This window comes from Mesorhizobium sp. C432A (assembly GCF_030323145.1).
Taxonomy (GTDB): domain Bacteria; phylum Pseudomonadota; class Alphaproteobacteria; order Rhizobiales; family Rhizobiaceae; genus Mesorhizobium.
Genome location: NZ_CP100470.1, coordinates 5,043,226 through 5,064,286, shown reverse-complemented (window position 1 = coordinate 5,064,286; position 21,061 = coordinate 5,043,226). Strand labels below are relative to the sequence as shown.

22 protein-coding genes are annotated in these 21,061 nt (G+C 61.2%); 12 read left to right on the top strand and 10 right to left on the bottom strand.

Annotated elements, in window-relative coordinates; all coding sequences use genetic code 11:
- Window positions 1-174: 174 nt before the first annotated feature.
- The 4 genes from NLY33_RS24875 to NLY33_RS24860 all read left to right on the top strand — a co-directional run bounded on the left by NLY33_RS24875 (window position 175) and on the right by NLY33_RS24860 (window position 4,858).
- The gene (locus NLY33_RS24875; RefSeq protein ID WP_031196975.1) at window positions 175-1,188 is read left to right on the top strand and encodes a LacI family DNA-binding transcriptional regulator; all 1,014 of its coding nucleotides are present in this window, start codon (window positions 175-177) and stop codon (window positions 1,186-1,188) included.
- A complete protein-coding gene (locus NLY33_RS24870; RefSeq protein ID WP_023708941.1) occupies window positions 1,185-2,702 on the top strand; it encodes a sugar ABC transporter ATP-binding protein in 1,518 nt (505 codons plus the stop codon). The genes NLY33_RS24875 and NLY33_RS24870 overlap by 4 nt, the downstream gene beginning before the upstream one ends.
- Entirely contained in the window at window positions 2,702-3,754 is a 1,053-nt protein-coding gene (locus tag NLY33_RS24865; RefSeq protein ID WP_023705098.1) for an ABC transporter permease, read from the top strand. Before NLY33_RS24870 ends, NLY33_RS24865 begins: the two co-directional genes overlap by 1 nt.
- A gap of 120 nt (window positions 3,755-3,874) precedes the next feature.
- Window positions 3,875-4,858, top strand: coding sequence for a substrate-binding domain-containing protein (locus NLY33_RS24860; RefSeq protein WP_023689831.1), 984 nt, complete (start codon window positions 3,875-3,877; stop codon window positions 4,856-4,858).
- Between the two features lie 154 nt (window positions 4,859-5,012).
- Here the strand turns inward: NLY33_RS24860 and NLY33_RS24855 are convergent, their stop codons facing one another.
- Window positions 5,013-6,014 carry a nucleotide kinase domain-containing protein gene (locus NLY33_RS24855; RefSeq protein WP_023705097.1) on the bottom strand — a complete coding sequence of 334 codons (1,002 nt, stop codon included), beginning with the start codon at window positions 6,012-6,014 and terminating at the stop codon, window positions 5,013-5,015.
- A gap of 129 nt (window positions 6,015-6,143) precedes the next feature.
- Between NLY33_RS24855 and NLY33_RS24850 the strand changes: the two genes are divergently transcribed.
- Entirely contained in the window at window positions 6,144-7,304 is a 1,161-nt protein-coding gene (locus tag NLY33_RS24850) for a nucleoside triphosphate pyrophosphohydrolase family protein (protein WP_031196971.1), read from the top strand.
- Here NLY33_RS24850 and NLY33_RS24845 read toward each other — a convergent pair.
- The 5 genes from NLY33_RS24845 to NLY33_RS24830 all read right to left on the bottom strand — a co-directional run bounded on the left by NLY33_RS24845 (window position 7,301) and on the right by NLY33_RS24830 (window position 10,449).
- A complete protein-coding gene (locus NLY33_RS24845) occupies window positions 7,301-8,095 on the bottom strand; it encodes a thymidylate synthase family protein (RefSeq protein WP_023705095.1) in 795 nt (264 codons plus the stop codon). The genes NLY33_RS24850 and NLY33_RS24845 overlap by 4 nt on opposite strands.
- 1 nt (window position 8,096) lies before the next feature.
- Window positions 8,097-8,540 carry a C1 family peptidase gene (locus NLY33_RS29570; protein WP_353620309.1) on the bottom strand — a complete coding sequence of 148 codons (444 nt, stop codon included), beginning with the start codon at window positions 8,538-8,540 and terminating at the stop codon, window positions 8,097-8,099.
- 205 nt (window positions 8,541-8,745) lie between these two features.
- Entirely contained in the window at window positions 8,746-9,756 is a 1,011-nt protein-coding gene (locus tag NLY33_RS24840) for an ImmA/IrrE family metallo-endopeptidase (protein ID WP_023708939.1), read from the bottom strand.
- Window positions 9,756-10,133 (bottom strand): helix-turn-helix domain-containing protein, encoded by a 378-nt coding sequence (locus NLY33_RS24835; protein WP_023705092.1) that lies wholly within the window; start codon window positions 10,131-10,133, stop codon window positions 9,756-9,758. The genes NLY33_RS24840 and NLY33_RS24835 overlap by 1 nt, the downstream gene beginning before the upstream one ends.
- Window positions 10,123-10,449, bottom strand: coding sequence for an acyl carrier protein (locus NLY33_RS24830; RefSeq protein ID WP_023705091.1), 327 nt, complete (start codon window positions 10,447-10,449; stop codon window positions 10,123-10,125). The genes NLY33_RS24835 and NLY33_RS24830 overlap by 11 nt, the downstream gene beginning before the upstream one ends.
- A gap of 278 nt (window positions 10,450-10,727) precedes the next feature.
- Here NLY33_RS24830 and NLY33_RS24825 point away from each other — a divergent pair, with 278 nt between their 5' ends.
- Window positions 10,728-11,522, top strand: a complete 795-nt coding sequence (locus NLY33_RS24825; RefSeq protein ID WP_023705090.1) for a dCTP deaminase domain-containing protein — start codon at window positions 10,728-10,730, stop codon at window positions 11,520-11,522.
- Between the two features lie 102 nt (window positions 11,523-11,624).
- Here the strand turns inward: NLY33_RS24825 and NLY33_RS24820 are convergent, their stop codons facing one another.
- A complete protein-coding gene (locus NLY33_RS24820; protein WP_023705089.1) occupies window positions 11,625-12,461 on the bottom strand; it encodes an SLC5/6 family protein in 837 nt (278 codons plus the stop codon).
- Window positions 12,462-13,222: 761 nt separating this feature from the next.
- On the opposite strand from NLY33_RS24820, the gene NLY33_RS24815 reads away from it, so the two are divergent.
- The 4 genes from NLY33_RS24815 to NLY33_RS24800 all read left to right on the top strand — a co-directional run bounded on the left by NLY33_RS24815 (window position 13,223) and on the right by NLY33_RS24800 (window position 15,039).
- Window positions 13,223-13,378, top strand: coding sequence for a DUF1127 domain-containing protein (locus NLY33_RS24815; protein WP_023671409.1), 156 nt, complete (start codon window positions 13,223-13,225; stop codon window positions 13,376-13,378).
- Window positions 13,379-13,518: 140 nt separating this feature from the next.
- Window positions 13,519-13,692, top strand: coding sequence for a hypothetical protein (locus tag NLY33_RS24810; RefSeq protein WP_023689840.1), 174 nt, complete (start codon window positions 13,519-13,521; stop codon window positions 13,690-13,692).
- A 169-nt stretch (window positions 13,693-13,861) separates the two neighbouring features.
- Complete coding sequence (locus NLY33_RS24805) at window positions 13,862-14,566, top strand: Crp/Fnr family transcriptional regulator (RefSeq protein ID WP_023685922.1); 705 nt, start codon at window positions 13,862-13,864, stop codon at window positions 14,564-14,566.
- A 284-nt stretch (window positions 14,567-14,850) separates the two neighbouring features.
- Complete coding sequence (locus tag NLY33_RS24800; protein WP_023671412.1) at window positions 14,851-15,039, top strand: hypothetical protein; 189 nt, start codon at window positions 14,851-14,853, stop codon at window positions 15,037-15,039.
- Between the two features lie 22 nt (window positions 15,040-15,061).
- On the opposite strand, the gene NLY33_RS24795 is transcribed toward NLY33_RS24800, so the two are convergent.
- Window positions 15,062-15,802, bottom strand: coding sequence for a sulfotransferase family protein (locus NLY33_RS24795; protein ID WP_023697773.1), 741 nt, complete (start codon window positions 15,800-15,802; stop codon window positions 15,062-15,064).
- Between the two features lie 269 nt (window positions 15,803-16,071).
- Between NLY33_RS24795 and NLY33_RS24790 the strand changes: the two genes are divergently transcribed.
- A complete protein-coding gene (locus tag NLY33_RS24790) occupies window positions 16,072-17,268 on the top strand; it encodes an aminotransferase-like domain-containing protein (protein WP_023708936.1) in 1,197 nt (398 codons plus the stop codon).
- 152 nt (window positions 17,269-17,420) lie between these two features.
- Here the strand turns inward: NLY33_RS24790 and yghU are convergent, their stop codons facing one another.
- Together yghU and NLY33_RS24780 are read right to left on the bottom strand one after the other, a co-directional pair.
- Complete coding sequence (gene yghU / locus NLY33_RS24785) at window positions 17,421-18,290, bottom strand: glutathione-dependent disulfide-bond oxidoreductase (protein ID WP_023693764.1); 870 nt, start codon at window positions 18,288-18,290, stop codon at window positions 17,421-17,423.
- A gap of 229 nt (window positions 18,291-18,519) precedes the next feature.
- Window positions 18,520-19,710 carry an integrase core domain-containing protein gene (locus NLY33_RS24780; protein ID WP_286439223.1) on the bottom strand — a complete coding sequence of 397 codons (1,191 nt, stop codon included), beginning with the start codon at window positions 19,708-19,710 and terminating at the stop codon, window positions 18,520-18,522.
- A 339-nt stretch (window positions 19,711-20,049) separates the two neighbouring features.
- Between NLY33_RS24780 and NLY33_RS24775 the strand changes: the two genes are divergently transcribed.
- Complete coding sequence (locus tag NLY33_RS24775; protein WP_023707112.1) at window positions 20,050-20,961, top strand: S1C family serine protease; 912 nt, start codon at window positions 20,050-20,052, stop codon at window positions 20,959-20,961.
- Window positions 20,962-21,061 lie beyond the last annotated feature (100 nt).

Here is a 21,061-nt window from a genome sequence, read left to right as displayed (position 1 = left end):
CCCCCTCTGTCGCCTTCGGCGACATCTCCCCCTCGAGGGGGGAGATAAGCCCGCTAAAAATTTCGATCGAATCGATTGCGCAAACGTTTCGATCACCCTAAGCTCCCTTGAAATCCGCCATCAGAGCGGACGGGAAACGCATAAGGGAGGAGCGCTTGCAGGCGCTGATATGTCTTGCCGACAATGGCTGAAGTGGCGCGGCGCGCCGGTGTGTCGGTGTCGACCGTCTCGCATGTCGTCAACAACACGCGCTTCGTTTCGCTGGAAAAGGCGAGGCTGATCAACGACGCCATTGCCGCCATGGGCTACCAGCCCAACGAGCTGGCGCGCTCGCTGAAGGCCTCGACCACCAACAGCGTCGGCCTGGCGATCTCGGCGATCTCCAACCCTTATTTCACCGACATCATCTGCGCGGTCGAGGCCGAATGCGCGCGGCTCGGGCTGATGGTCTTCCTGTCGGACACCCAGGAGGATCCCGACCGCGAACTGCAGGTGGTGCGCGCTTTTCATCAGCGCCGCGTCGACGGCGTCATCCTGGCGCCGTCGGGCTCGCCGCAGCGGGCCATCGACTATCTCGCCGACAAGAAGATGCCATGCGTTCTGATCGACCGTTTCGCCGACCAGCGCTTCGACCAGATCGGCGTCGAGAACGAAACGTCGATGCGCGCGCTGATCGACCATGTCGCCTCCTTCGGCCACAAGCGCATCGGCTATATCGCCGGACAGCCGGGCCTGACGACGACGCGCGAGCGCATCGAGGCGTTCCAGGCTTCGCTCGCCGCCAATGGACTTGAGTGCGTGCCGCACTATCTCTCGGCCGAGAATGTCGACACGGCGGCGGCGACCGCATCCACCCACGCCATCCTGTCGCTGCCGTCGCCACCAACCGCACTGGTCACCGGCAACAACATGACGACGATCGGAGCCGTCCGCGCCATCCGCGAAAAAGGCCTCAGCATTCCGGGCGATCTGTCGCTGGCCGGCTTCGACGATTTCGAATGGGCCGATTGTTTCGAGCCGCGGCTGACGCTGGTGGCGCAGCCCTGCACCGAGATCGGCAGGCAGGCGGCGGCGCTACTCAGCGCCCGCATCGCGGCGACCGGTTCAGAGCCACGTTCGGTGCGGCTGCAGGCGACTCTGCGGGCGCGCGCCTCCTGCGGAAGGCCGACCCACACGAGGCTAACATGACCGCGCCGCTGCTGGTAATGACCGGCGCCGTCAAACGCTTCGGCGGCGTGCAGGCGCTGCGCGGCGTCGACTTCGACCTCAAGGCCGGCGAAATCCATGCGCTGCTCGGCGAGAACGGCGCCGGCAAGTCGACGCTGATGAACCTTTTGTCGGGCGTCTACACGCCGGACGAAGGCATGATCGAGATCGACGGCAAACCCGTGCGCTTCAACAACCCGCGCGAGGCGCAAGCGGCAGGCATCGCCACCATCTTCCAGGAGCTCGACCTGGTGCCGTCGCTCGACGTCGCCGCCAATCTGTTCCTCGGCCGCGAACTGATGCGTCCCGGCGGCTTCCTCGACGTGCCGGCAATGCGCCGCGAGGCCAAGAAGCGGCTGGAGGCGATCGAGATCGCCATCGATCCGGCTGCCATGGTCGCCGATCTGTCGATCGGCCAGCGCCAGGTGGTGGCGATCGTCAAGGCGCTGTCCTATGCCTCCCGCGTGCTGATCATGGACGAGCCGACGGCAGCACTTACCGTCGGCGAAGTCGAGCGGCTGTTCGACATCATGAGAAAACTCGCAGCCACCGGCGTCGGCATCGTCTATATCTCGCATCGGCTGGAGGAAGTGCCCGGCATTGCCGACCGGGTGACGGTGATGCGCGACGGTCGCGTCGCCGGCATCACCGAGCCGCACGCGCCGCAAGCCGAGCTGGTGCGCCTGCTGGTCGGACGTCCGCTGGATGAGCTTTATCCGCAACGCGCCAAAGCGGCGGGCAAGCCGCTGCTCAGCCTGAGGAACGCCAGCTTCAAGCTCGCCCGCGATAGCGCCGGCTGGCAGGCGCCGCAAGGTGTTTCGCTCGATGTCCATGAAGGCGAGATCGTCGGCCTGGCCGGCATTATGGGGGCAGGGCGAACCGAACTGTTGTCCGCGCTCTACGGCACCGGCCTGTCCGGCCGCTGGGAGGGCGAGGTTGCTGTCGGCGGCAAGCCGGTGAAACTGGATTCGATCAGTGCTGCCCGCCACGCCGGCATCGCCTTCGTCACCGACGACCGCCGGGGCTCGGGCCTGATGCTGCGCATGGCGGTCGGCCTCAACCTGGTGATGTCGGTCATATCCAGAATCTCGCCGAACTGGCTGGTCTCGCCGCGCCGCCAGGCCGAGGCGGTGAAGGAATCCTTCGGCCAGTTCGACATCCGGCCGAAGAACCCTGATATCGCCGTCGGCGCGCTGTCCGGCGGCAACCAGCAGAAGGTGGTGCTGGCAAAAGAAATCCTCGGCAATCCGCGCCTGTTGCTGCTCGACGAGCCGACGCGCGGCGTCGATGTCGGCGCCAAGGGCGAGATCTACCAGCGGCTCAGGGCACTCGCGGCGCAAGGGCTGGGCATTCTGGTGGCGTCCAGCGAGATGCCGGAGCTGATCGGTCTGTGCGACCGCATCGTGGTGCTGCGCCAGGGGCGCAATGTGGCGGAATTTTTGGGCGGCGTCGACGAGCACACGGTGCTGGCCGCGGCTAACGGCAGGGAGGCCTGATGTCTCAGGACAACAATCCAGTGGCAGCGAGCCCGGTGATGGCGGCGCCTCAAAAGCATCGCGACCCGCTGGCGCTCATCGTGCGCTTCCAGAGCCTGATCGGCCTGGTGCTGGTGGCGATCGGCGGCATCATCTTCTCGCCGCGCCGCCACGGCGAGATCCTGTTCCTCAACCCAGACAACATCGCCAACATCGTGCGCGCCGTGTCGGAGACCGGCATCATCGCCATCGGCATGACCTTCGTCATCATCACTGCCGGCATCGACCTGTCGGTCGGCGCGGTGCTTGGCCTGTCCAGCGTCGTCACCGCCTCGATGATGATCTCCGGCGGCTTCGGCCTGATCCCCACCATCCTCGCCGTGCTCGCTTTGGGCATCGTCTTCGGCGCCATCCAGGGCACCATCTCGACGCGTTTCAGGCTGGAACCGTTCATCGTCACGCTGGCTGGCCTGCAGGCCGCGCGCGGCTTGGCGCTGGTCGTCTCCGGCAACCAGTACATCAACATTTCCTATGGCGAAGGGCCGGGCCTGGCGCCGCCGGTGTTCGCCGTGCTGGGCGAGCGGCTGTTCAACAACACCGTGCCGGTGGCGACGCTTGTGTTCGTCGTCTTTGCCGCGATCGCCACCATCGTCCTCAACACCACGCGCTTCGGCCGCTATGTCTTTGCCGTCGGCGGCAATGAGCGCGCCGCGCGCATATCCGGCGTGCCGGTCTCGATGGTGAAAATCTCCGTCTACGCCATCACCGGCTTTGCCGCCGCCCTTGCCGGCATCGTGCATGCCGGCCAGTTCAATTTCGGCAGCGCCAATGACGGCATGGGCTATGAGCTGACGGCCATCGCCGCCGTGGTCATCGGCGGCACCAGCCTGTTCGGCGGCGCCGGCTCCATGGTCGGCACCGTTGCCGGCACCATCATGCTGGGCGCGCTCGCCAACATCCTGCAGCTCAACAACATCACGCCCGCCATGCAGCTGCTCGCGACCGCCGCGATCATCGTCCTGGCGGCAGTGCTTCAATCCCTCGTTCGCCGCCGCGAGGGGTTGGGTCGTTAGTGCATGTCGCGCAAAAGGTTTTGCGATGACGACATGCACAAACAAACAAGGAGGAGACGGCAACACGTGAACGTCAAACCAAGGTCTGGCCCCCCGGCCGGACGAGGAGGAGAGTGAGTTATGAAAACGACACTAAGAGGATCGACCCTCAAGGCCGTGCTGCTGGCAGGCGCCGGCCTGTGCATTGCAGGCTCCGCTTACGCCGCCGAGCCGCTGGTGAAAGCCTGCGCCAAGGACGGCCAGTTCGTCATCGGTTTTTCGCAGGCCAACAATGCCGAGCCCTACCGCCAGCACGTCAATGACGAGCTGGAGGCGGCGGCCAAGGAAGTGCCTGGCTTCACGCTGCAGATCGCCGACGGCGCCGGCAACGTCAACACGCAGACCTCGCAGGTCGACAATTTCATCACCCAGAAGGTCGATATCCTTTTGATCTCGCCCTTCGAGGCCGCACCGCTGACGCCGGCGGTGAAGCGCGCCATGGATGCCGGCATCCCGGTCATCGAGCTTGACCGCAAGACGGTCGGCGACCCGGGCAAGGACTACACCGCCTTCATCGGCGGCGACAATTTCAAGATCGCCGAGGAAGCCGGAAAGTACACCGCCAAGACCCTGCTGCCCGATGGCGGCGAGGCGGCCGTGCTGCAAGGCCTGCCGAGCTCGACGCCGGCGGTGGAGCGCCTCAACGGCTTCAAGGAAGGCGTGAAAGGCAACCCGAAGGTCCAGATCGTCGCCGAGCAGGCCGCCGACTGGGTGCCGGACAAGGCGCAGGTCGCCTTCGCCGCCATGCTGCAGGCACACCCCGACATCAAGGTGCTCTACGCCTCCAACGACATGATGGCCGCCGGCGCGCTGCTCGCCGCCAAGGGAGCGGGCAAGGACGTCAAGATCATCGGCACCGACGGCCTGCCAGGCCCGGCCGGCGGCATCGAAGCGGTGGCCAAGGGCGACTGGGTCGCAACCTTCACCTACCCGACGGGCGCCAAGGAAGCGATCGAGATGTCGAAAAAGATCCTGCTCGACTGCGCGACCGAGGTGGACAAGACGGTGACGGTGGAGACCACCGCGATCACGGCCGAGAATGCCAAGCAGCTGATGGGGAAGTGAGGGGGCGGAGCCCGGCACTGAGGTGATGCGCAAGGCCCCGGTAGGGGCCTTGTTTGTCTTGGGGGAAGGCTGATCCTGCGAAGGCTGGCTGCTCTTAAAGGCGACTTTGTCTCCTGCGTCCGTGAATGGCCGCTTCGCGCCTCAACCGAAAAGACTAGAGCAGTTCAAGTTGTTCCTCTGACCTGATCTTATTAACTATGACATCTGCAGGATTGGTAGAGACACCCCAACGCGGTGGGAACCTTGGTTGAGGCAGCTTCAAAGCTGTGCGACGATAGCTCTGCTTTATTCTTTTGCGATCGGCGATACCCTGTACATCCGGGTGTGCCACTCTGGAGTATTTCGAGATTTCACAAAAAAGGTTCTGACAATCTATAGGCTGCAGCCGTCGTCCGAATAGACCTGCGAAATCTATGCCTCGACTTGCAAACTCGTCAGATTGCCGTTCGGTGACCCAGTTGATGATTTCCTCCGCTGACTGGCCATCGGTCGACTTGAAACACTTAGATATGCCGTCAAGCGCGCCAGGCCCAGCGACAACGAATTCGCTTTCATCGAAATCGAGCAAAGTGGAGTAATTCAGGTCGATCGCATACTGGAATGCCAGAAAGCGGCCAAGGCCCGGATAGCCTAGAATTGTTTCATAAACGGTTTGAAGGTCGGGTGCCTGTCGCAGCCTGTCTGGCAATCGGTCAGTCATCATCAAGTTTAGTAGCGCCAGATGATTGCTGTGTTTCCGGGTTTTGCCAAATGGGGGGGGCGGCATGATGTAGGCAGCGGAGTAGATTTTCCTGCCTTTCGCATGGAGACGACTCAGCAACTGATCGGCTCTTTCGAAATCGAAATCTTTCCAAGTCAGCAGCCCAAATTCTCGTTCCAGTGCTTCCCAAGTGTCGACCTTGTTGAAGATTTTAAAGAGAATTGTGCGGAAAAAAACCTCTTTCGGCTCCTGCGAGCGCTCTGACCTGTACTGCACTTCGCTAATCAAATATTGGCTAACACGATCGGCCGCGCGATAGGTGTTAGTGAACCTAAATTCGCGGAGGATCGGATCGTTTGTCCAAGGGCCCCATGGATCAGCCAATCTGCGATAAAACATTGAGAGCCGCTCGGCAGCGAATCTCCAGTAGGTATCGAAAACGACGGTGGTGTTCATGTGCGCGCGAAAGTCGCAGTTAACGAGACGGGCATTGTTCAGCTCCCAAGGCCAAATCGATTCTCTTGGGCGCATCCTAGGATGTCTGGGCTTGCCAGTCAGCACAATCAGCAGATGGAGTGTGGAAAGATGACGGCCGCAAACGATGCCTCCATGTCTGTCGCACAATTCGAAGACCATGCGGCAAGAACCGATCAACTGGAGTTCGGGGAAATCGGGACCTCAATCCTGGGTCTGGTTGGTGAAGTGGGGAGTTTGGTCAGCGCGGTCAAGAAAAAGCGTCGTGACACCGATGGGTTCTTTGGCTACCGGGACGCCGTAGTCGAAGAATTGGGCGATGTCCTTTGGTACCTTTCTGCTGTCGCACGGCGAGGTGGGTCATCTCTCGTCAATTTGACCAGAGGATTGCACCACGGGCCTAATTTCGCGACATTTGACAACGCGGTAGCAACGCAGCGAACCGAGACACTTGAGTCCGCCCTCCTTGGGCTTGCCGGCGGGACGGGCCATCTGGCGAAGCGGAAGGGCGCGGAAACCAAAGATACTGATGTAGCAGCCCTGCACAATGATCTCAGCTACATCCTTGGGCTTTTGGGTGAAGTCGCTCGAGCTGCGGAAGTTACACTAACCGAGGCCGCCATCCGGAACGTTGTAAAGACCGAAGATCGTTGGCCAACACAACGGGTGTTTCCGCCACTTCTCGATGAAGGCCTACACATTGACGAACAGCTTCCGCGGCAGATGCGAGTGCTGATTTACGAGCGCGAGGTCAATGGGACGCGATTTGTGTTTCAGAAAGCGGGCGGTTTCCTACTAGGCGATCGCCTGACCGACAATCACCTCCCAGAAGATGACTTCCGCTTCCACGATGTATTCCATCTTGCTTATGCGGCAGTCCTTGGGTGGTCACCGACGACAAGGGCGCTGCTAAAAATCAAACGAAAGAGCCAAAAGGCCCTGGACGAGAACGAGGACGGTGCACGAGCAAATTTGATCGAAGAAGGTTTGACGACGTGGATTTTCGAGACCGCTAAGCAGCATCGCTTTTTCGCCAATACGCCCAAGCTTGGGCTGGATATCTTGAAGGACGTGAAGCGCTTTGTTCGGGGCTATGAAGCCGAGAAGCTGCCAATGTGGCTCTGGGAGTCGGCGATCCTTCAGGGTTACGCCGTGTTCCGTCAACTCCAGACGGCGCGAATAGGTGTTGTCCTAACCGATTTGAACCGGCGTGAAATTTGGTTTGAAGATATGACTTCGGAAGACAGAGAGTCATGCGGGATGAAGGATTAGCCCATTAAACTTCGACACTCTTCGAGCAAAGCAATAGCTTCTGCGCGCGACCAGCCTTGACCCTGATCGCCCTTGCTAGATTTTCCGTGGTCGATCATCGCATGGGTGGAGATACAGGTAAGCGAGCCCATTTGCGCGCCGGCTTGGCCGGCCACAAACGCTTGGAGCCGACCAAGTCCGATGAAATTGCCAAGCCCACGAGCGATGTAGGCATGGTTGCGATACATTACCGTGAGCAAAAGTCGATTGTCGTTCGTCAGTTTGAAACTCAGGAAGCTTAGGCACTGCCGATTGGATCCTTTCCCGGCGTCTCGACCAGGATCGTAAACGGTCATCTCGTAGGCATTTCGATATGTCTTTTTGTCTGAACTGATCTGCCCGCGCATAAACGTTACGAGATCGTCCAGCGGATTGATCACTTCTACCTTATTGTTGACGAGCTTCTTCCAGCTGGTCAGTCGCTCGAAATATCGTCCCCAGTCGCGGGTGATGGTTTTCATTCGAGGAAAAACGCGGTCATGGTAGGCGCGGTAGAATTGATCCGGGCCATGCTGATCGAATAGGCTTTGTGGAAAAATGGTGTTGGCGACCCCATTCAGAGCGTTGCAGTGATGGGTCCGAAGGAAGCTGTCGACGACACGAATAATTTGTGCGTCGGTCTCGTCCTCGAGCAAAGGATCAGCAATGTCGATGACCACGTTGTTAGCCTCGCCACCTAGGTTCTCCACGGCCGTTGCCGCAGCAAGCCAAGCTTTAACATTCGTAGGTTGCGGCTCAATCGGAAGATACATTTCAAATTTCTCCTGCCATAACGGCCGCACCCACCAGGCGCGGCGAGAGGTAAGACGTGTCGATCCAGGCGTATCCAGCAAGACCCCATGCCTCGCCCCAAGAGTTGCGAACAAGCAAATAGCTTTTGCTGCCAACAGTTCCGTGACCCACCGCAACCAAGGCATGAACACGCTTCGGTTCCATGGCCTCTGTCGAAGAAATTATCCCGTGTGGGGCTGGCTGATAAAAGGCGTGAGAAATACTCATTGTAAACAGGACGGGTCGGCCTTGGTCTATTTGCGCAATGAGGTTTCTAACCGTTGCCGTAATCCTCTGACCTTGTTGCCGAAAGATTGGATTGGCACCCGCTGGCGGCCGCCAATTTGTAAAGTCCACGAACTCTGAAGCGTCATAAGGCCATTGTGCCTCAACGGGCTGCCCATCGCCGCGTAGAGTTTCCAGCATGGTTTCGAAGTATACGCCCACGTGCGGCCTGGTGCCTTCTCTCTTCAATGCGTGGAAGTATGCCCATTCCACGGACAATGGCACCCAGGCTCCGCGCGACACCGCGTGTGCGTCGCTCGCGGCAAATGCCATGCATGTAGGGCGCGGGTCCTGATCCCTCGCTGGCCCAAATTTGGAGCGAAGATCCTTGATAATCGTGATCACGTCAGGCCGCCTCGAGGACGCGTCGCAGGTCAGGCTCCCACATGCCGGGCGCTTCCGGTCCTCTTAGATCGTATTGCAAGTGAAGCTCGTTGAGGGGCTTGCCTGGAAGCCACGGCCTGCGCTCTTGCAGGGTCACTTCGCCTTGGTTGCGATCGTTGGACCGGGTCGTCACTTTCCGGGTGAGGAGGCCGCCCACGAGGTCTGGATCGATTGCTTCTTGATCGTCGGCCACAACTGCGAAGCCCGCTGACTTTAACGCATCAAAATCCCATAGATAACCAGCGCCACTGTTTTCGCGAAGACGCACAACGAAAAGGTCATTGCGTCCTCCTTCGATCAGGCTGCCTTCATCATGGTTCGTAAGCAGCCATACGTCAGATCTCCAGTCCGGTGGCTCATAGCCGGTCAGCAGGCTACGCTTTATGTCCTTTGGCTGATGCGAAAGAAGCCTCTCGCGCTCATCTCGCCGAATGACTTTATGCCTTTCCAAGACATAGCAGGTGGCGCTGTAGCTTGTGCCCAGACGGAGAGATAGCTGGTAAACGGTGGCAGGATCGGACAGGGCTTGAGGCAACCATTTCTGTTTCGCAACAATCATGGCAAGTAGCCAGGACGGGGCCAAAAATATGGCGGCGAACGCGTCTGCCTGCTGTTCTTGTGCATCCGCAGGCGAGCTTACGGCGAACGGAGCACGACGTAGAATTTTTTCGTCGTCGAAGCTCGGCTCATGCTGCATATAAAGATGCCCAAGCTCATGCGCTCCGGTGAAACGCTGGACGGGCAACGGCCGTTTTGTCGTGATCAGCACACCCGGTTCATCTGCTGGTACGTATGCACCAAGCAGCTTGTCCAACGGTTGAAACATCAAGGTCGCGCCGAGGTGGCCGATCGCGCCAAAAACGTCAATTCTCCCGCCACCGCTACGCTCCAAACGTTTGCGAATCCCGAGGTCACGGTGAAGCTCGCTGGCAGCCTTCGTTCCGGTCAAGATCGAGTTACGCGCATCGACCATCACTGCCCGCCCTTTGTTTTGGCGCGCGACCTTAGGAAGTCCGCGAACCGCGCCAATTCCTGACGATCTTGCGTGGACAGCGCTGCAGCTGCCCTGGCGACATGAGCGACTTCCTCAGGAACTTCGACAGCATCCTCCCCGGTAAACCAGCTAACTGGTCGCTGATAGAGTTTCGCCATTCTCGACAACTCAAGTGCGTCAACTTTTCGCTGACCTGCCTCAATATGGGAGAGTGCGCTGCGGGGGATCGCCAGATGTTTGGCCACGTCGTCCTGCTTAAGACCCACATACTCCCGAGCTGAACGCAGACGTTCGCCGAGAGCCATGCGATCTGGCTCTGAAGGAGGCAAGGCAAATCCGGCGCGGTCATCGGTCATGGTGTTCTTCTTCCCTAACTGAGGCGTTCCAGACGGCGCGCGTTTCAGCCACAAGGTCACCGACACAAGCTTCAACGCTATCGTAGCCACCTTTCGGTGCGAAGGTGGTCGGCAGTTTGATGCCCAGAACCTCTTCGATCGAGCAAATGATTTCGATCACGACGAGCGAATCGATCTCAGGCTCACATGCACTACGTGTTCTCGGTCGCAGAACCGACTGAATACCCATCTGGTCGCGAACTGCTTCACGAATACGGTCTTCAACATCTTCATCGGGAAAGCCGACGTCCGGCTTGAAACGCGTGCGCACGTCCATTTGAGTGCTCCGTCTTATAATCGAACATCATATGTAGCGCATGTTCGATTTTCAGACAAGCGTATTTTGCTACTTCTAGTCGAATGCTATCGACGGTTCCCGAACAGGGCGTGCCTTCAGGTGCCCAACTTACATTGATAGCGTGGAGACAAAGCGAAGCAGAGGAGCAGCCAAGTCACTGCTTGCATTTAACGGATGCCCATGTGGCATCCGAGTCGTCTAGTGATAAAAAGGATTTGAATATCCCTAACGATTCGTGACGGGGAGGAGCAACGGGAATGGCATTTTGGAGCAGTCAACGGCTCGAATCTGGGTTAATGAAGCTCGTCGACCATGATCATCGCGATGTGGTTGACTGTAATGCCATCACAATGCGCGTCGGTAGCGAAATCTATATCACGCCTGGATTGGAACAACCGGCGCCCAATTCGCACACCAAGCAGATTTTATCGGAAAACGCTCCGATCGCCATTCCGCCCGGCCAGTTTGCATTCTTGCTGACCGAGGAGACGGTCACGATCCCTGTTGACGTGATGGGGTTCATCTCCATCAAAGCAACATACAAGTCCAAGGGACTCGTAAATGTATCGGGATTCCACGTCGATCCCGGCTGGTCGGGCCCATTAATCTTTGCGGTTTTCAACGCAGGTCCGGCCACAATTCATCTGCAGCGCGGAATGCCCCTATTCCTCCTTTGGATCGCCGACCTTGATGCGCCATCGGTTAAACACAAGGACAAGCTAGGCCCGATCGGTATTCCCCCCGGCATGATCAACAACATCACTGGCGTCGTAGACTCCCTCTACGCACTCGAAAAGCGAATGAAAGATGAGTTGAAAGCGTTGAGCGACAAGAACGAGGGGGTGCGAACACAGGTGGCCGACATCAAGGAGCGACAGTCACGCGTTCTCACTTATTTCGCAATTGTGGCTGTCATCGGCGGCGCAATCGTCGGCGCGGCCGTCAAGGCAATCGGTGATGGCCTGTTGCCAGCTGTGAGCACCACGGCAGTGCCCGCGCCAGCTGTTGCACCCCCCACCGCAAATCCCATTGCGCCTCAAGGAAAGCCGTGACGATCGCGGCTCAGACGACCTCCTTTTGCGGAAGAGCGCCAACGCCAGTTGAACTCAGACGGTTTGGCGGTGATCCTCTAGGTCCGCCAGCCCACGCGCCCCTCACGGCGTAGTGGTAAACCCGCACTGCTTCTGTTCCATCTCGATCTGCTTCGTGATGCGGATGGCGTTCTGGGCGTAGGCTTCGGTCACCGAGCCGCTGTTGACGGTCTTGTCCTTCAGCGGGCTGACGGCTGCGCAGAGGTGGAAGACATGCTCGGTGTCGGACTTGGCGGCGCCGTTTTCCGGCGCGATCCAGTAGACGACATCCTGGCCATTGGGGTGTGCCGCGTCCTTCGTCGCCGCGGCCACCGTGGTGGAGTCGGTGGCGATCGCCTGCGCCTGGGCGGCGACTTCGGGCGAACAGGCCGTGGTCGGCTGCCCCGCCTTGATCTGTTCCGCGCAGGTGTTCATGTCCTGCGTGTACTGCTCGACCGATGGCGGCTGGTAGCTGACCCCGATCAGCGTCGCCAGCACGGCCAGCACGGCGCCGATACCGCCGGCCACCTTCTTGCTCTTCGGGTCCATGTTCTTGTCGTTGAGGATCAAGAGAACCAGCGGCAGGAAGGCAATCAGGGTGATGATCGCGCCGAGCTGGTTCTGGACAAAGAACCGGAACGTGTCGGATTCGCGGGCCGGGTCCTTCCGGTTGGCCGCCTTCCAGAGCAGGCTGCCGGCGATGGCGAATATCGCGATCCCGACCAGGATGCCGATCAGCAGCGGCAGGTTTCCCTGGTCGAACTTGTGCTTGTAGAGCAGTACGATCCCGGCGATCTCGCCGCCAATGGCGATGACCCACGACAGCACGGCGAACAGGCGCAGCCGCGTGGCCCCGGACTTCTGGCCCTGCGTTGCCTGCCAGTCCTTGGTAACGTCTACGGTCGGCTTGTTGTCGGTCATGACCAGATCCCCCGGTATCGACACTTTTGCTGGGCGGCGTAAAAGGCGCCCGGCGCAGCGTCATTGATCGAACGTCGCCTGCCTCGGCGCGAAAGCGCCACGGCAGACCCCATCCTTATTGCGCATGATGGGATTCGTCCATAGCCGAGGCGGCGGACGAGGATGCCGGCGATGGCGCGGAGGAGGGCAGGGCAATCGCATAAGGCGGCGCCAGCCCCACTCCGTCCGCCGCGGCCACCTCCCCCATGTCCATGGGGAGAGGAAACCCAGGCCCATCAAGGCCGCGACCTCGGTGATTGGCATTTCCTCTCCGTCCGCGGAGCGGGGCAATCGAATATGACAGGTTTGCGCTCTACGAATACCCCCACCCTTAATCCCTCCCCACAAGGGGGAGGGAGACTTGGTAGGCGCTGATCGCCGCAAATCGCCTGGGTTCCACGCCAGAAAGGGTGGCTTGCGGCAGCGTTCCCTCCCCCTTGTGGGGAGGGTTAGGGTGGGGGTCCTCTTCGTAAGAACTCATATGTGATCGCCTTGCGCCGACGAAGGGAAGGTGGGTCGCCGAACCCGAGGGAGCGCCATATGCGATCGCCCTGCCATAGGTCGGATCACGCCACCGCGGGAACGCAACTAATTTGTATACAAATGTTTCTGGGCGGCATCGGTTTGTGAAGCGCTTCACCGTTGCCGCGCAATCGATCGGTTACAGAGGCGGCGCAAGAGCGGGCCTAAGGCAGCGCTCTGCTGCTGCATGGAGGTAACCGATGTTTGAAAGTCTCAGCAGAATTCGTGCTGCCCTGGCGCGCGCCAGCAAGCACAGGAAGACCGTGCGCGCACTGAACGCGCTGCCGACGGAGATCCAGAAGGACATTGGCTGGACGGAGTCGAGGTCGATCGATGAGATAAGGCTGCCGTTCTAGGGCCGCATCCAGCGTCGCTAATATATCGCTCGCCATCGATTGTTCGGAAGCGTACAGTGCAGCATCGTCGGCCACATCAATGGGCGCTGACGCTTGGGAGCGACCATCGCACTCCTGCCCCGACAGGAGGCATTGGAGCCATGGCGGAGCAACCGAGACAGTCCGGTCTGAGCGCCGAGGCGCTCGCGGCCTTGGCGCGGGAAACCGGGGCCTCCGAGCAGCAGATACAAGAGATCGCATCGCTGATCGGCAACGATCGCTCGTCCATCGTGCGCGAAGCGCGCATGGTTGCGGCTGACCGCCCGAAGCGCTGATCCAGGAAAGCTGCTGGATTGATCCATGGGGCGTCGCCCCTGATTTGTCGGTTTTGTACGAAGTACAATGGCTGAATCCGAGTCAGCTATCGTCCAATGACCGTTTGCATTTGGGCAGGGCGCCGACGGCTGGGAGATGACATGTGCTCTTGCCCTTGGGGAGAGAGCGATGGACCAGTCGGTCAGCAAGGAGAAAAGCGGCCTTTTGCGCCGCATGAACCCGGCCGACTTCGCACTGCTTGCGCCGCATTTGCACCATCGTGTGCTCGATCTCAAAGCCCCGCTCGAAATGGCGGGCGAGCCGGTCGCCTCGGTATGCTTCCTGGAAAGCGGCCTGGCCTCGGTGGTGGCGAGGAACCGGCCGGGCCTGGACACCGAGGTCGGCATCATCGGCCACGAAGGCATGTCGGGCTCCGCTCTGGTGATGGGCGCCGACTGGGCGCCCCATGATTGCTACATGCAAATGCCGGGCGAGGCGGTGTGCATCGATTCCGAGCCGTTCAAGGCAGCGTTGCAGAAAAGCCCGACGCTTCGCGCCTTCCTGCTGCGCTATGCCCATTATCTGCACGGCCAGACCAAATCCACTGCGCTGAGCAATGCCCGCGCCAAGCTCGAGGATCGGCTGGCCCGATGGCTCCTGATGTGTGACGACAGGGTGGTCGGCCATCAGATCCAGATCACGCATGAGTTCCTGTCCGTCATGCTCGGCGTCAGGCGTCCGGGCGTCACCATCGGCCTGCAGATCCTGGAAGGGCGCGGCCTGATCCGGTCGCGGCGCGGCGAGATCGTCATTCGCGACCGGGATGGCCTGATCGCCGTCGCCGATGGTTTCTACGGCCAGGCCGAGGCCGAATACGAACGGCTGCTGGGCTGAGCCTGGCACGGGCTGGAAATGGCCGACGCGAATGCCGGTGAAAGCATGTTGCCAGAGCCGCGCCGGCCATTTGCGGCCATCTGGGGAGAGGCCGCCCGGCAAATCTAGCATCGGCGCAAAAGCGGGCAACGAACCGCAATCGCTTGGTAAAAACCGTACAATCGAATTGTGTTGAACCTTGGTTCGGCAAGAGTATGAATCCGCTGTCGTCGACCATTGTATGGGGCGCTGGCGCCTGAGACTTCGACAGGCTCGCGCGCCCGATGTGAACGGGGAAAACCGAAATGGCAGAACTGCTTTTCGATGTATCCGCCTTCGATTGCGCCATCCTGCGCGCCGCCTTCATCAAATCGGTGATGGAAGACAATGTCCCGGAAAAGCGGTGGCGCGCGCTCGCCGCCTCCCTGGTTCGCGACCTGACCGACCACGAAGACGTCGAGCCGGATCTGCTCGGCTGGATCACGCGCAAGTAGCAATATTCTGACGGTCCGGCGGCTACCCCAGCCACCACCACAGCGCCGCGACCGCCGCAAGCACCGCCGCCACCGACAGCCCCAGCATGATGTAGCTGCCCTTGATGATGTCGCGGATGATCTTCTTCACGCTTTCGCGGTCGTTGAGGTTGGGGAAAGGCTCGTTGGGCAGCGCCACGCCGAGGAAGCCGCAGAGCGGCGCCCAGCCATCGCTGACCTTGAACACCAGAAGCTTCTCCGGCGGCACGGCCGCTATCACCTCCTCGGTATAGGCGTTGTAGCGCGCCACCGCCTTGGCGCGGTCGTCCATCACGCCGGCAAGCGTGCGGCCCCAGATCAGCCTGTGCGACATGTCGCCGAATTTGCGGCCGAACGGCGTCAGCCATTCCAGCACCTTGAACTGCCACAATGTCTCGGTGAAGTGGATGGTGTCGATGGTGCTGTCGTACCAGGCCTCGGCGCCGCGCGGATGCAGGGTGAGCAGCACCTTGGCGTCGGGATAGGCGGCCATCAATTCGCGCCACACGCAGCATCCCGGATTGTCGACCGTCGCCTTGTAATTGGCAAAGACTCTGGTCCAGTCGTGCTGGCTGCCGGGCGGGCTGTTGGCCACCTTGCGCCAGAAGTCGAGATGGCCCTTGTTGGCCTTGTTGAGGATGACTTCCTGCATGTGATAGCTGGGAAGGCCCAGCCTGTTCAGCGCGGCAAAGGTCGACCATGTGCCGGTGCGGCCGAATCCGGCCCCGATGAGCTCAAGCGTCATTTTAACCCCCCCTTGTTGAGACCGCTTTTCTTTTTATGCCGGTCCGCTCGGAATGAGGTTGCATCCGCGCCCCTCGGCGCGCAACAATTTTCCCTGTCCAGGGCAGAAATGTGTTTGCTTTTTCGTCTGGGCCACGCGGAATGAGGGTTTGGCTATTCCAGCGGGTGAGGGAGCCTGATAATAGGTCAGTCAGATTGACCTAAATCGCATGGCCAGAACGGTCATGCTGGACCAGATGCCGTATCCCGGGAGGTGGGCTCGTGAGTTTGATGGACCTGTTGGCGTCGCGCGCCTCGCGCATGAAGGCGTCGGAAATCCGCGAGCTGCTCAAACTGCTCGACCAGCCCGACATCATCTCCTTTGCCGGCGGCATCCCCGATCCGGCCTTGTTTCCGGCCCAGGCGATCGCCGATGCCTATGCCTCGGTGCTGGGCGGTGCGGAGGCGAGCGCAGCACTTCAGTATCAGGTCTCCGAAGGCTATCTGCCGCTCAGAAAATGGCTGGCCGGCCAGATGGGCAAGCTCGGCATTGCCTGCGACGAGCACAACATCTTCATCACCTCCGGCTCGCAGCAGGCGCTGGATTATCTCGGCAAGCTTTTCCTGTCGCCCGGCGACACAGCACTGGTAACATGGCCGACCTATCTCGGCGCGCTGCAGGCCTTCAACGCCTACGAACCGCGCTACGACCGGCTGACGCCGGACGGCGGCAACATGACGCCTGCCGCCTACCAGGCCGCTGCTGCCGCTGCAGGCGGCAAGGTGAAATTCGCCTATCTGGTGCCCGATTTCGCCAACCCGACCGGCGAGACGCTGAACCGCCAGCAGCGCGAGGCGGTGCTTGACCTCGCCGACGAGCTCGACATTGCTATCATCGAGGACGCCGCCTATCGCGCGCTGCGCTATGACGGCGAGGGCCAGCCGCCGATCCTGGCGCTCGACTGCGAACGCTCCGGCGGCATCGAAAACGCCCGCACGCTCTATTGCGGCTCGTTCTCGAAAATCCTGTCACCGGGCATGCGCGTCGGCTGGGTCTGCGCGCCGCGCCGCGTCGTCGAGCGGCTGGTGCTGATGAAGCAGGCGTCGGACCTGCACAGCCCGTCGATCAACCAGCTGGTCATGCACCGCGTCTCCGAGGCCGTGTATGACGGCCAGGTGGAAAAGCTGATCGGCGCCTATCGCCAGCGCCGCGACGGCTTGCTTGCGGCACTCGAAGCGGAAATGCCGGATGGCGTCAGCTGGAGCCGACCGGAAGGCGGCATGTTCGTCTGGCTGACGTTGCCTGAGGGTTCGGATGCCACCGCGCTGCTCGCCCGCTCGGTCAAGGAAGCCCGCGTGGCGTTCGTGCCGGGCAACGCATTCTACGCCGACGGTTCGGGCCGCAACACGATGCGGATGAGCTTTACGCTCGCAGATGAACGCGCCGTGGGTGAAGGCGTGCCGAGGCTGGCGAAATTGATGGGCTAATCTCCCCCCTCGAGGGGGAGATGTCGCCGAAGGCGACAGAGGGGGTCGCCGCGCGTGGAGCGCTAACCTTCATCAGTCGCAGGAGGTCGCGCCCAGTCGAGCCGACCCCCTCTGGCCTGCCGGCCATCTCCCCCTCAAGGGGGGAGATTAGCTCACTCCGCCACCACCAATTTATCCTGCGTCTTCGTCTCGAAATCGCTGGCGTCGTGGCGCTCGTGCAGTTGCATGGCCGGGTCGCCGAAGGCGCGGTTGACCATGCGGCCGCGCTGCACCGTCGGGCGGGCGTCGATCGCCTTGGCCCAGCGTTGTACGTGCTCGTAGTCCTGCACCGACAGGAATTCGGCGGAATCATTGTACATGCGGCCGAGCGCAAGGCCGCCATACCAGGGCCATACCGCCATGTCGGCGATCGAATAGAAGGCGCCGCCGAGATATTCAGTCTCCGCCAGCCGCCGGTCGAGCACGTCGAGCTGGCGCTTGGTCTCCATGGCGAAGCGGTCGATGGCGTATTCGATTTTTTCGGGCGCATAGGCGTAGAAATGGCCGAAGCCGCCGCCGAGATAGGGCGCCGAACCCATCTGCCAGAACAGCCAGGACAAGGTTTCCGCGCGCGCCGGCTGTTCGGTCGGCAGGAACTCGCCGAACTTTTCCGCGAGATAAAGCAGGATCGAGCCGGACTCGAAGACGCGGACAGGCGTCTTGCCGCTGCGGTCGAGCAGCGCCGGGATCTTGGAGTTGGGGTTGACCTCGACAAAGCCCGAGCCGAACTGGTCGCCATCGTTGATGCGGATCAGCCAGGCGTCGTATTCGGCGCCCTTGTGGCCGAGCGCCAGAAGCTCCTCCAGCATGACAGTCACTTTGACCCCATTCGGCGTCGCCAGCGAATAGAGCTGCAGCGGATGCTTGCCGACCGGCAGCACCTTGTCATGCGTCGGACCGGCAATAGGCCGGTTGATGCTGGCGAACGTACCGCCATTGGCTTTCTTCCAGCTCCAGACTTTCGGCGGGGTGTATTCGGTCATGCGGGAAATTCCTTGGTTTGGCGGGCGAAACGACTTGCGCGACGGCGCGAGACTGATGGCGGAAAAGTCGGCGGAACCTAGATACGGGAACACATAGGTGCAATTCAGAAAGGTTCAACTTGTGTTGAACTATTATCGATGTCGGCGCCGCCCCTCATCGCCCTGCCGGTGTCCAGCCGATAGATGGGTAACACTTTGAACCGGATACATAGGTGACACTTCTCTCCCCCTATGCGTCCGCCGCAGCGCCAAGCGGATTGGTTGGCGCGGCGCTGCGGCGGGCAAGCTTCATGTGCCGTGTGTCGATGATGCCGAGCGGGTGGGCATGGAATGAGAGTGTCCATTGTCCGTCTTCGGTCTCCAACGCAGCGACCGGTTCGCCCGCCAGCGCTTGCGAGACATATATGAAGCCGCCATTCCATCGGATCTCGCCATTGTGGCGCACGCGGCGGACCGAGGCCTCGGCCGGATAGACGGGCTCGGGTGGTGTCCTGGGCATGGCGCGCTGTGAGGACCGGTAGTGCTGGGCGGGCGTATCCATGCCCAGCGCCTCATGGGGACGTTCCTCATTGTAGCTTTGGCGGAAGGTCTCGAAGGCCTGGCCCTGTGCCGTTCGGTCGGCTTCCGGTGCCTCGGCCATCGGCAGCATGGTCAGGTGAAAGCGCTCGTGACGTCCGTTCTGCTGTGGCCTGCCGGGTGCGATCCGCTCCAAGGTGATGCCGAGCTTGATGAAGCGCACGACAAGCGGCGTCAGCCCGGTGACGCCGGCCGATGCGAAGGGCGGGCCATTGTCGCTTCTGAAGCGATCCGGCAGGCCATGCTCTTCAAACAGCCGTTCGAACACCGGCCAGGCTTCGCTATCGGCCGTCGATCCCGTCGCTTCGAGCGCCAGGAGGTAGCGGCTCGACGCATCCATCACCGTCAAGGGTTCGCAACGCCAGCCGTCGCGGGTCCGGAACCAGCCCTTGTGATCGCCAGTCCACACCGCGTTCGGTTCTTGCGGCTGTGGCCAGGGTCCATTGCCGCAGGCCCGCAGGCGGGGTCGCTTGCGGGCGCGGACAAGCCCATGCCGCGCAAGGATCGCGCCGACCGTCGAGGCTGAAGGCCACATGAACTCGGGAGCCGTGCGCCTGAGCCGTGCCACGATCTTCTTTGGACCCCAAAGCGGATGCAGCTCCTTGGCCGCCACAATCCGCTCAACCAGATCCTGAGCTGTCGCCCGGCCATGATTGAGCGGGGCTCGCGGCAGGTCGTGCAAACCCTCAGGCCCAAACGTCCGATAGCGTCCTAGCCATTTGTAGCCGTTCTTGCGTGAGATCCCGTAGGCCGCACAAAGCGCAACCATCGTCTCATCCCCAGAAAGACACTCCACAACAAACCGTAGCCGCTCGTCCATGATGCCAGTCTCTCGCCAAACCATCGCCGGTCCTCCGGCGGACAAGAAAACTGTCACCCATGCTATCGGTCCATTCTGTTACCTATCTATCCGGTTCGGACACCGGGCACTTCTCCCCGTATAGTGACGGGGAGAAGGACGCTGTCGCCTACTGATTTCCCCAATTGCCAGCGTTGCCAAGAGCGCCGATGTTGCGGCCATCTCCCTTCTCCCCGTCGCTATACGGGGAGAAGGTGCCGGCAGGCGGATGAGGAGCAGCGCCAGCCTCTGAAATGATTGCCTTGTTGCCTAAGCCCTTGCGCCCTGTGCAGCGCGGCATACCTATAGAGGATACTGCCCACGAATATCTGCCAGGGTGAAAGCATGCCGATCGATCCCGTTTCCCCGCTCTTGCGCTCCGTCGTTGGCGTGCGCGCCATGGTTCCTGACGATGCCTTCACGGCCAATGCCTTGGGCACGCGCCGCGAAGGCAGCGGCGTCGTTATCCGCGGCGACGGGCTGGTGCTCACCATAGGCTATCTCATCACCGAGGCCGAGGAGGTCTGGCTGACCGACCAGGACGGCCGCGTCGTGCCGGCACATGCGCTGGCCTATGACCAGGAGACAGGCTTCGGCCTGGTGCAGGCGCTGGCGCCGCTCGGCCTGCCGGCGGTGGCGCTGGGCGACGCGTCAAAGGCCAATATCGGCGACCCCGTGGTCTTTGCCGACGGCACCGGCCGCTCGGTCAAGGCGCACATCGTCACCAAGCAGGAATTCGCCGGCTATTGGGAATATCTGCTTGACGAGGCGATCTTCATTGCCCCGGCGCACCCGTCCTGGGGCGGCGCGGCACTCATCGGCCAGGATGGCAGGCTGCTCGGCATCGGTTCGCTGCTTTTGCAGATGAGCCGCAACGGCGAGGTCGCTGACATCAACATGGTCGTGCCGATCAACCTTCTGACCCCGATCCTCGACGATCTGCTGACGCGCGGCCAGGTGGCGAAGCCGCCACGCCCATGGCTCGGCGCCTTCTCGGCCGAGTCGAACGGTGCGGTCGTGGTGATGAGCGTCGCCGAAGGCGGCCCCGCCGCCAAGGCCGGCCTGCGCCAGGGCGACATCATCTCCGACGTGCGCGATGGCGAGGTCGACGGTCTCGCCGATTTCTACCGCAAGCTATGGCAGAATCCGGCGGGTTCGGAGATTCCTCTCAGGGTCGTGCGTGACGGTCGTGAGACTTGGCTGCGAGTGAAATCCGCCGACCGAAACAGCTTTTTGAAGAAACCGCATCTGCAGTGAAGGCCAATCTCCCCCCAAGTGGGGGAGATGCCCGGCAGGGCAGAGGGGGGCGCGAAGGATCGCGGCCTCTCGATCTGTTTTCTGACAAGAATCGCGGGAT

Coding starts and splice junctions, on each gene's coding strand:
- NLY33_RS24870 (WP_023708941.1), top strand. CDS start 1,185: ATGACCGCGCCGCTGCTGGTAATGACCGGCGCCGTCAAACGCTTCGGC.
- NLY33_RS24865 (WP_023705098.1), top strand. CDS start 2,702: ATGTCTCAGGACAACAATCCAGTGGCAGCGAGCCCGGTGATGGCGGCG.
- NLY33_RS24860 (WP_023689831.1), top strand. CDS start 3,875: ATGAAAACGACACTAAGAGGATCGACCCTCAAGGCCGTGCTGCTGGCA.
- NLY33_RS24855 (WP_023705097.1), bottom strand. CDS start 6,014: ATGAACACCACCGTCGTTTTCGATACCTACTGGAGATTCGCTGCCGAG.
- NLY33_RS24850 (WP_031196971.1), top strand. CDS start 6,144: ATGACGGCCGCAAACGATGCCTCCATGTCTGTCGCACAATTCGAAGAC.
- NLY33_RS24845 (WP_023705095.1), bottom strand. CDS start 8,095: ATGTATCTTCCGATTGAGCCGCAACCTACGAATGTTAAAGCTTGGCTT.
- NLY33_RS29570 (WP_353620309.1), bottom strand. CDS start 8,540: ATGCTGGAAACTCTACGCGGCGATGGGCAGCCCGTTGAGGCACAATGG.
- NLY33_RS24840 (WP_023708939.1), bottom strand. CDS start 9,756: ATGGTCGATGCGCGTAACTCGATCTTGACCGGAACGAAGGCTGCCAGC.
- NLY33_RS24835 (WP_023705092.1), bottom strand. CDS start 10,133: ATGACCGATGACCGCGCCGGATTTGCCTTGCCTCCTTCAGAGCCAGAT.
- NLY33_RS24830 (WP_023705091.1), bottom strand. CDS start 10,449: ATGGACGTGCGCACGCGTTTCAAGCCGGACGTCGGCTTTCCCGATGAA.
- NLY33_RS24825 (WP_023705090.1), top strand. CDS start 10,728: ATGGCATTTTGGAGCAGTCAACGGCTCGAATCTGGGTTAATGAAGCTC.
- NLY33_RS24820 (WP_023705089.1), bottom strand. CDS start 12,461: ATGACCGACAACAAGCCGACCGTAGACGTTACCAAGGACTGGCAGGCA.
- NLY33_RS24815 (WP_023671409.1), top strand. CDS start 13,223: ATGTTTGAAAGTCTCAGCAGAATTCGTGCTGCCCTGGCGCGCGCCAGC.
- NLY33_RS24810 (WP_023689840.1), top strand. CDS start 13,519: ATGGCGGAGCAACCGAGACAGTCCGGTCTGAGCGCCGAGGCGCTCGCG.
- NLY33_RS24805 (WP_023685922.1), top strand. CDS start 13,862: ATGGACCAGTCGGTCAGCAAGGAGAAAAGCGGCCTTTTGCGCCGCATG.
- NLY33_RS24800 (WP_023671412.1), top strand. CDS start 14,851: ATGGCAGAACTGCTTTTCGATGTATCCGCCTTCGATTGCGCCATCCTG.
- NLY33_RS24795 (WP_023697773.1), bottom strand. CDS start 15,802: ATGACGCTTGAGCTCATCGGGGCCGGATTCGGCCGCACCGGCACATGG.
- NLY33_RS24790 (WP_023708936.1), top strand. CDS start 16,072: ATGGACCTGTTGGCGTCGCGCGCCTCGCGCATGAAGGCGTCGGAAATC.
- yghU (WP_023693764.1), bottom strand. CDS start 18,290: ATGACCGAATACACCCCGCCGAAAGTCTGGAGCTGGAAGAAAGCCAAT.
- NLY33_RS24780 (WP_286439223.1), bottom strand. CDS start 19,710: ATGGTTTGGCGAGAGACTGGCATCATGGACGAGCGGCTACGGTTTGTT.
- NLY33_RS24775 (WP_023707112.1), top strand. CDS start 20,050: ATGCCGATCGATCCCGTTTCCCCGCTCTTGCGCTCCGTCGTTGGCGTG.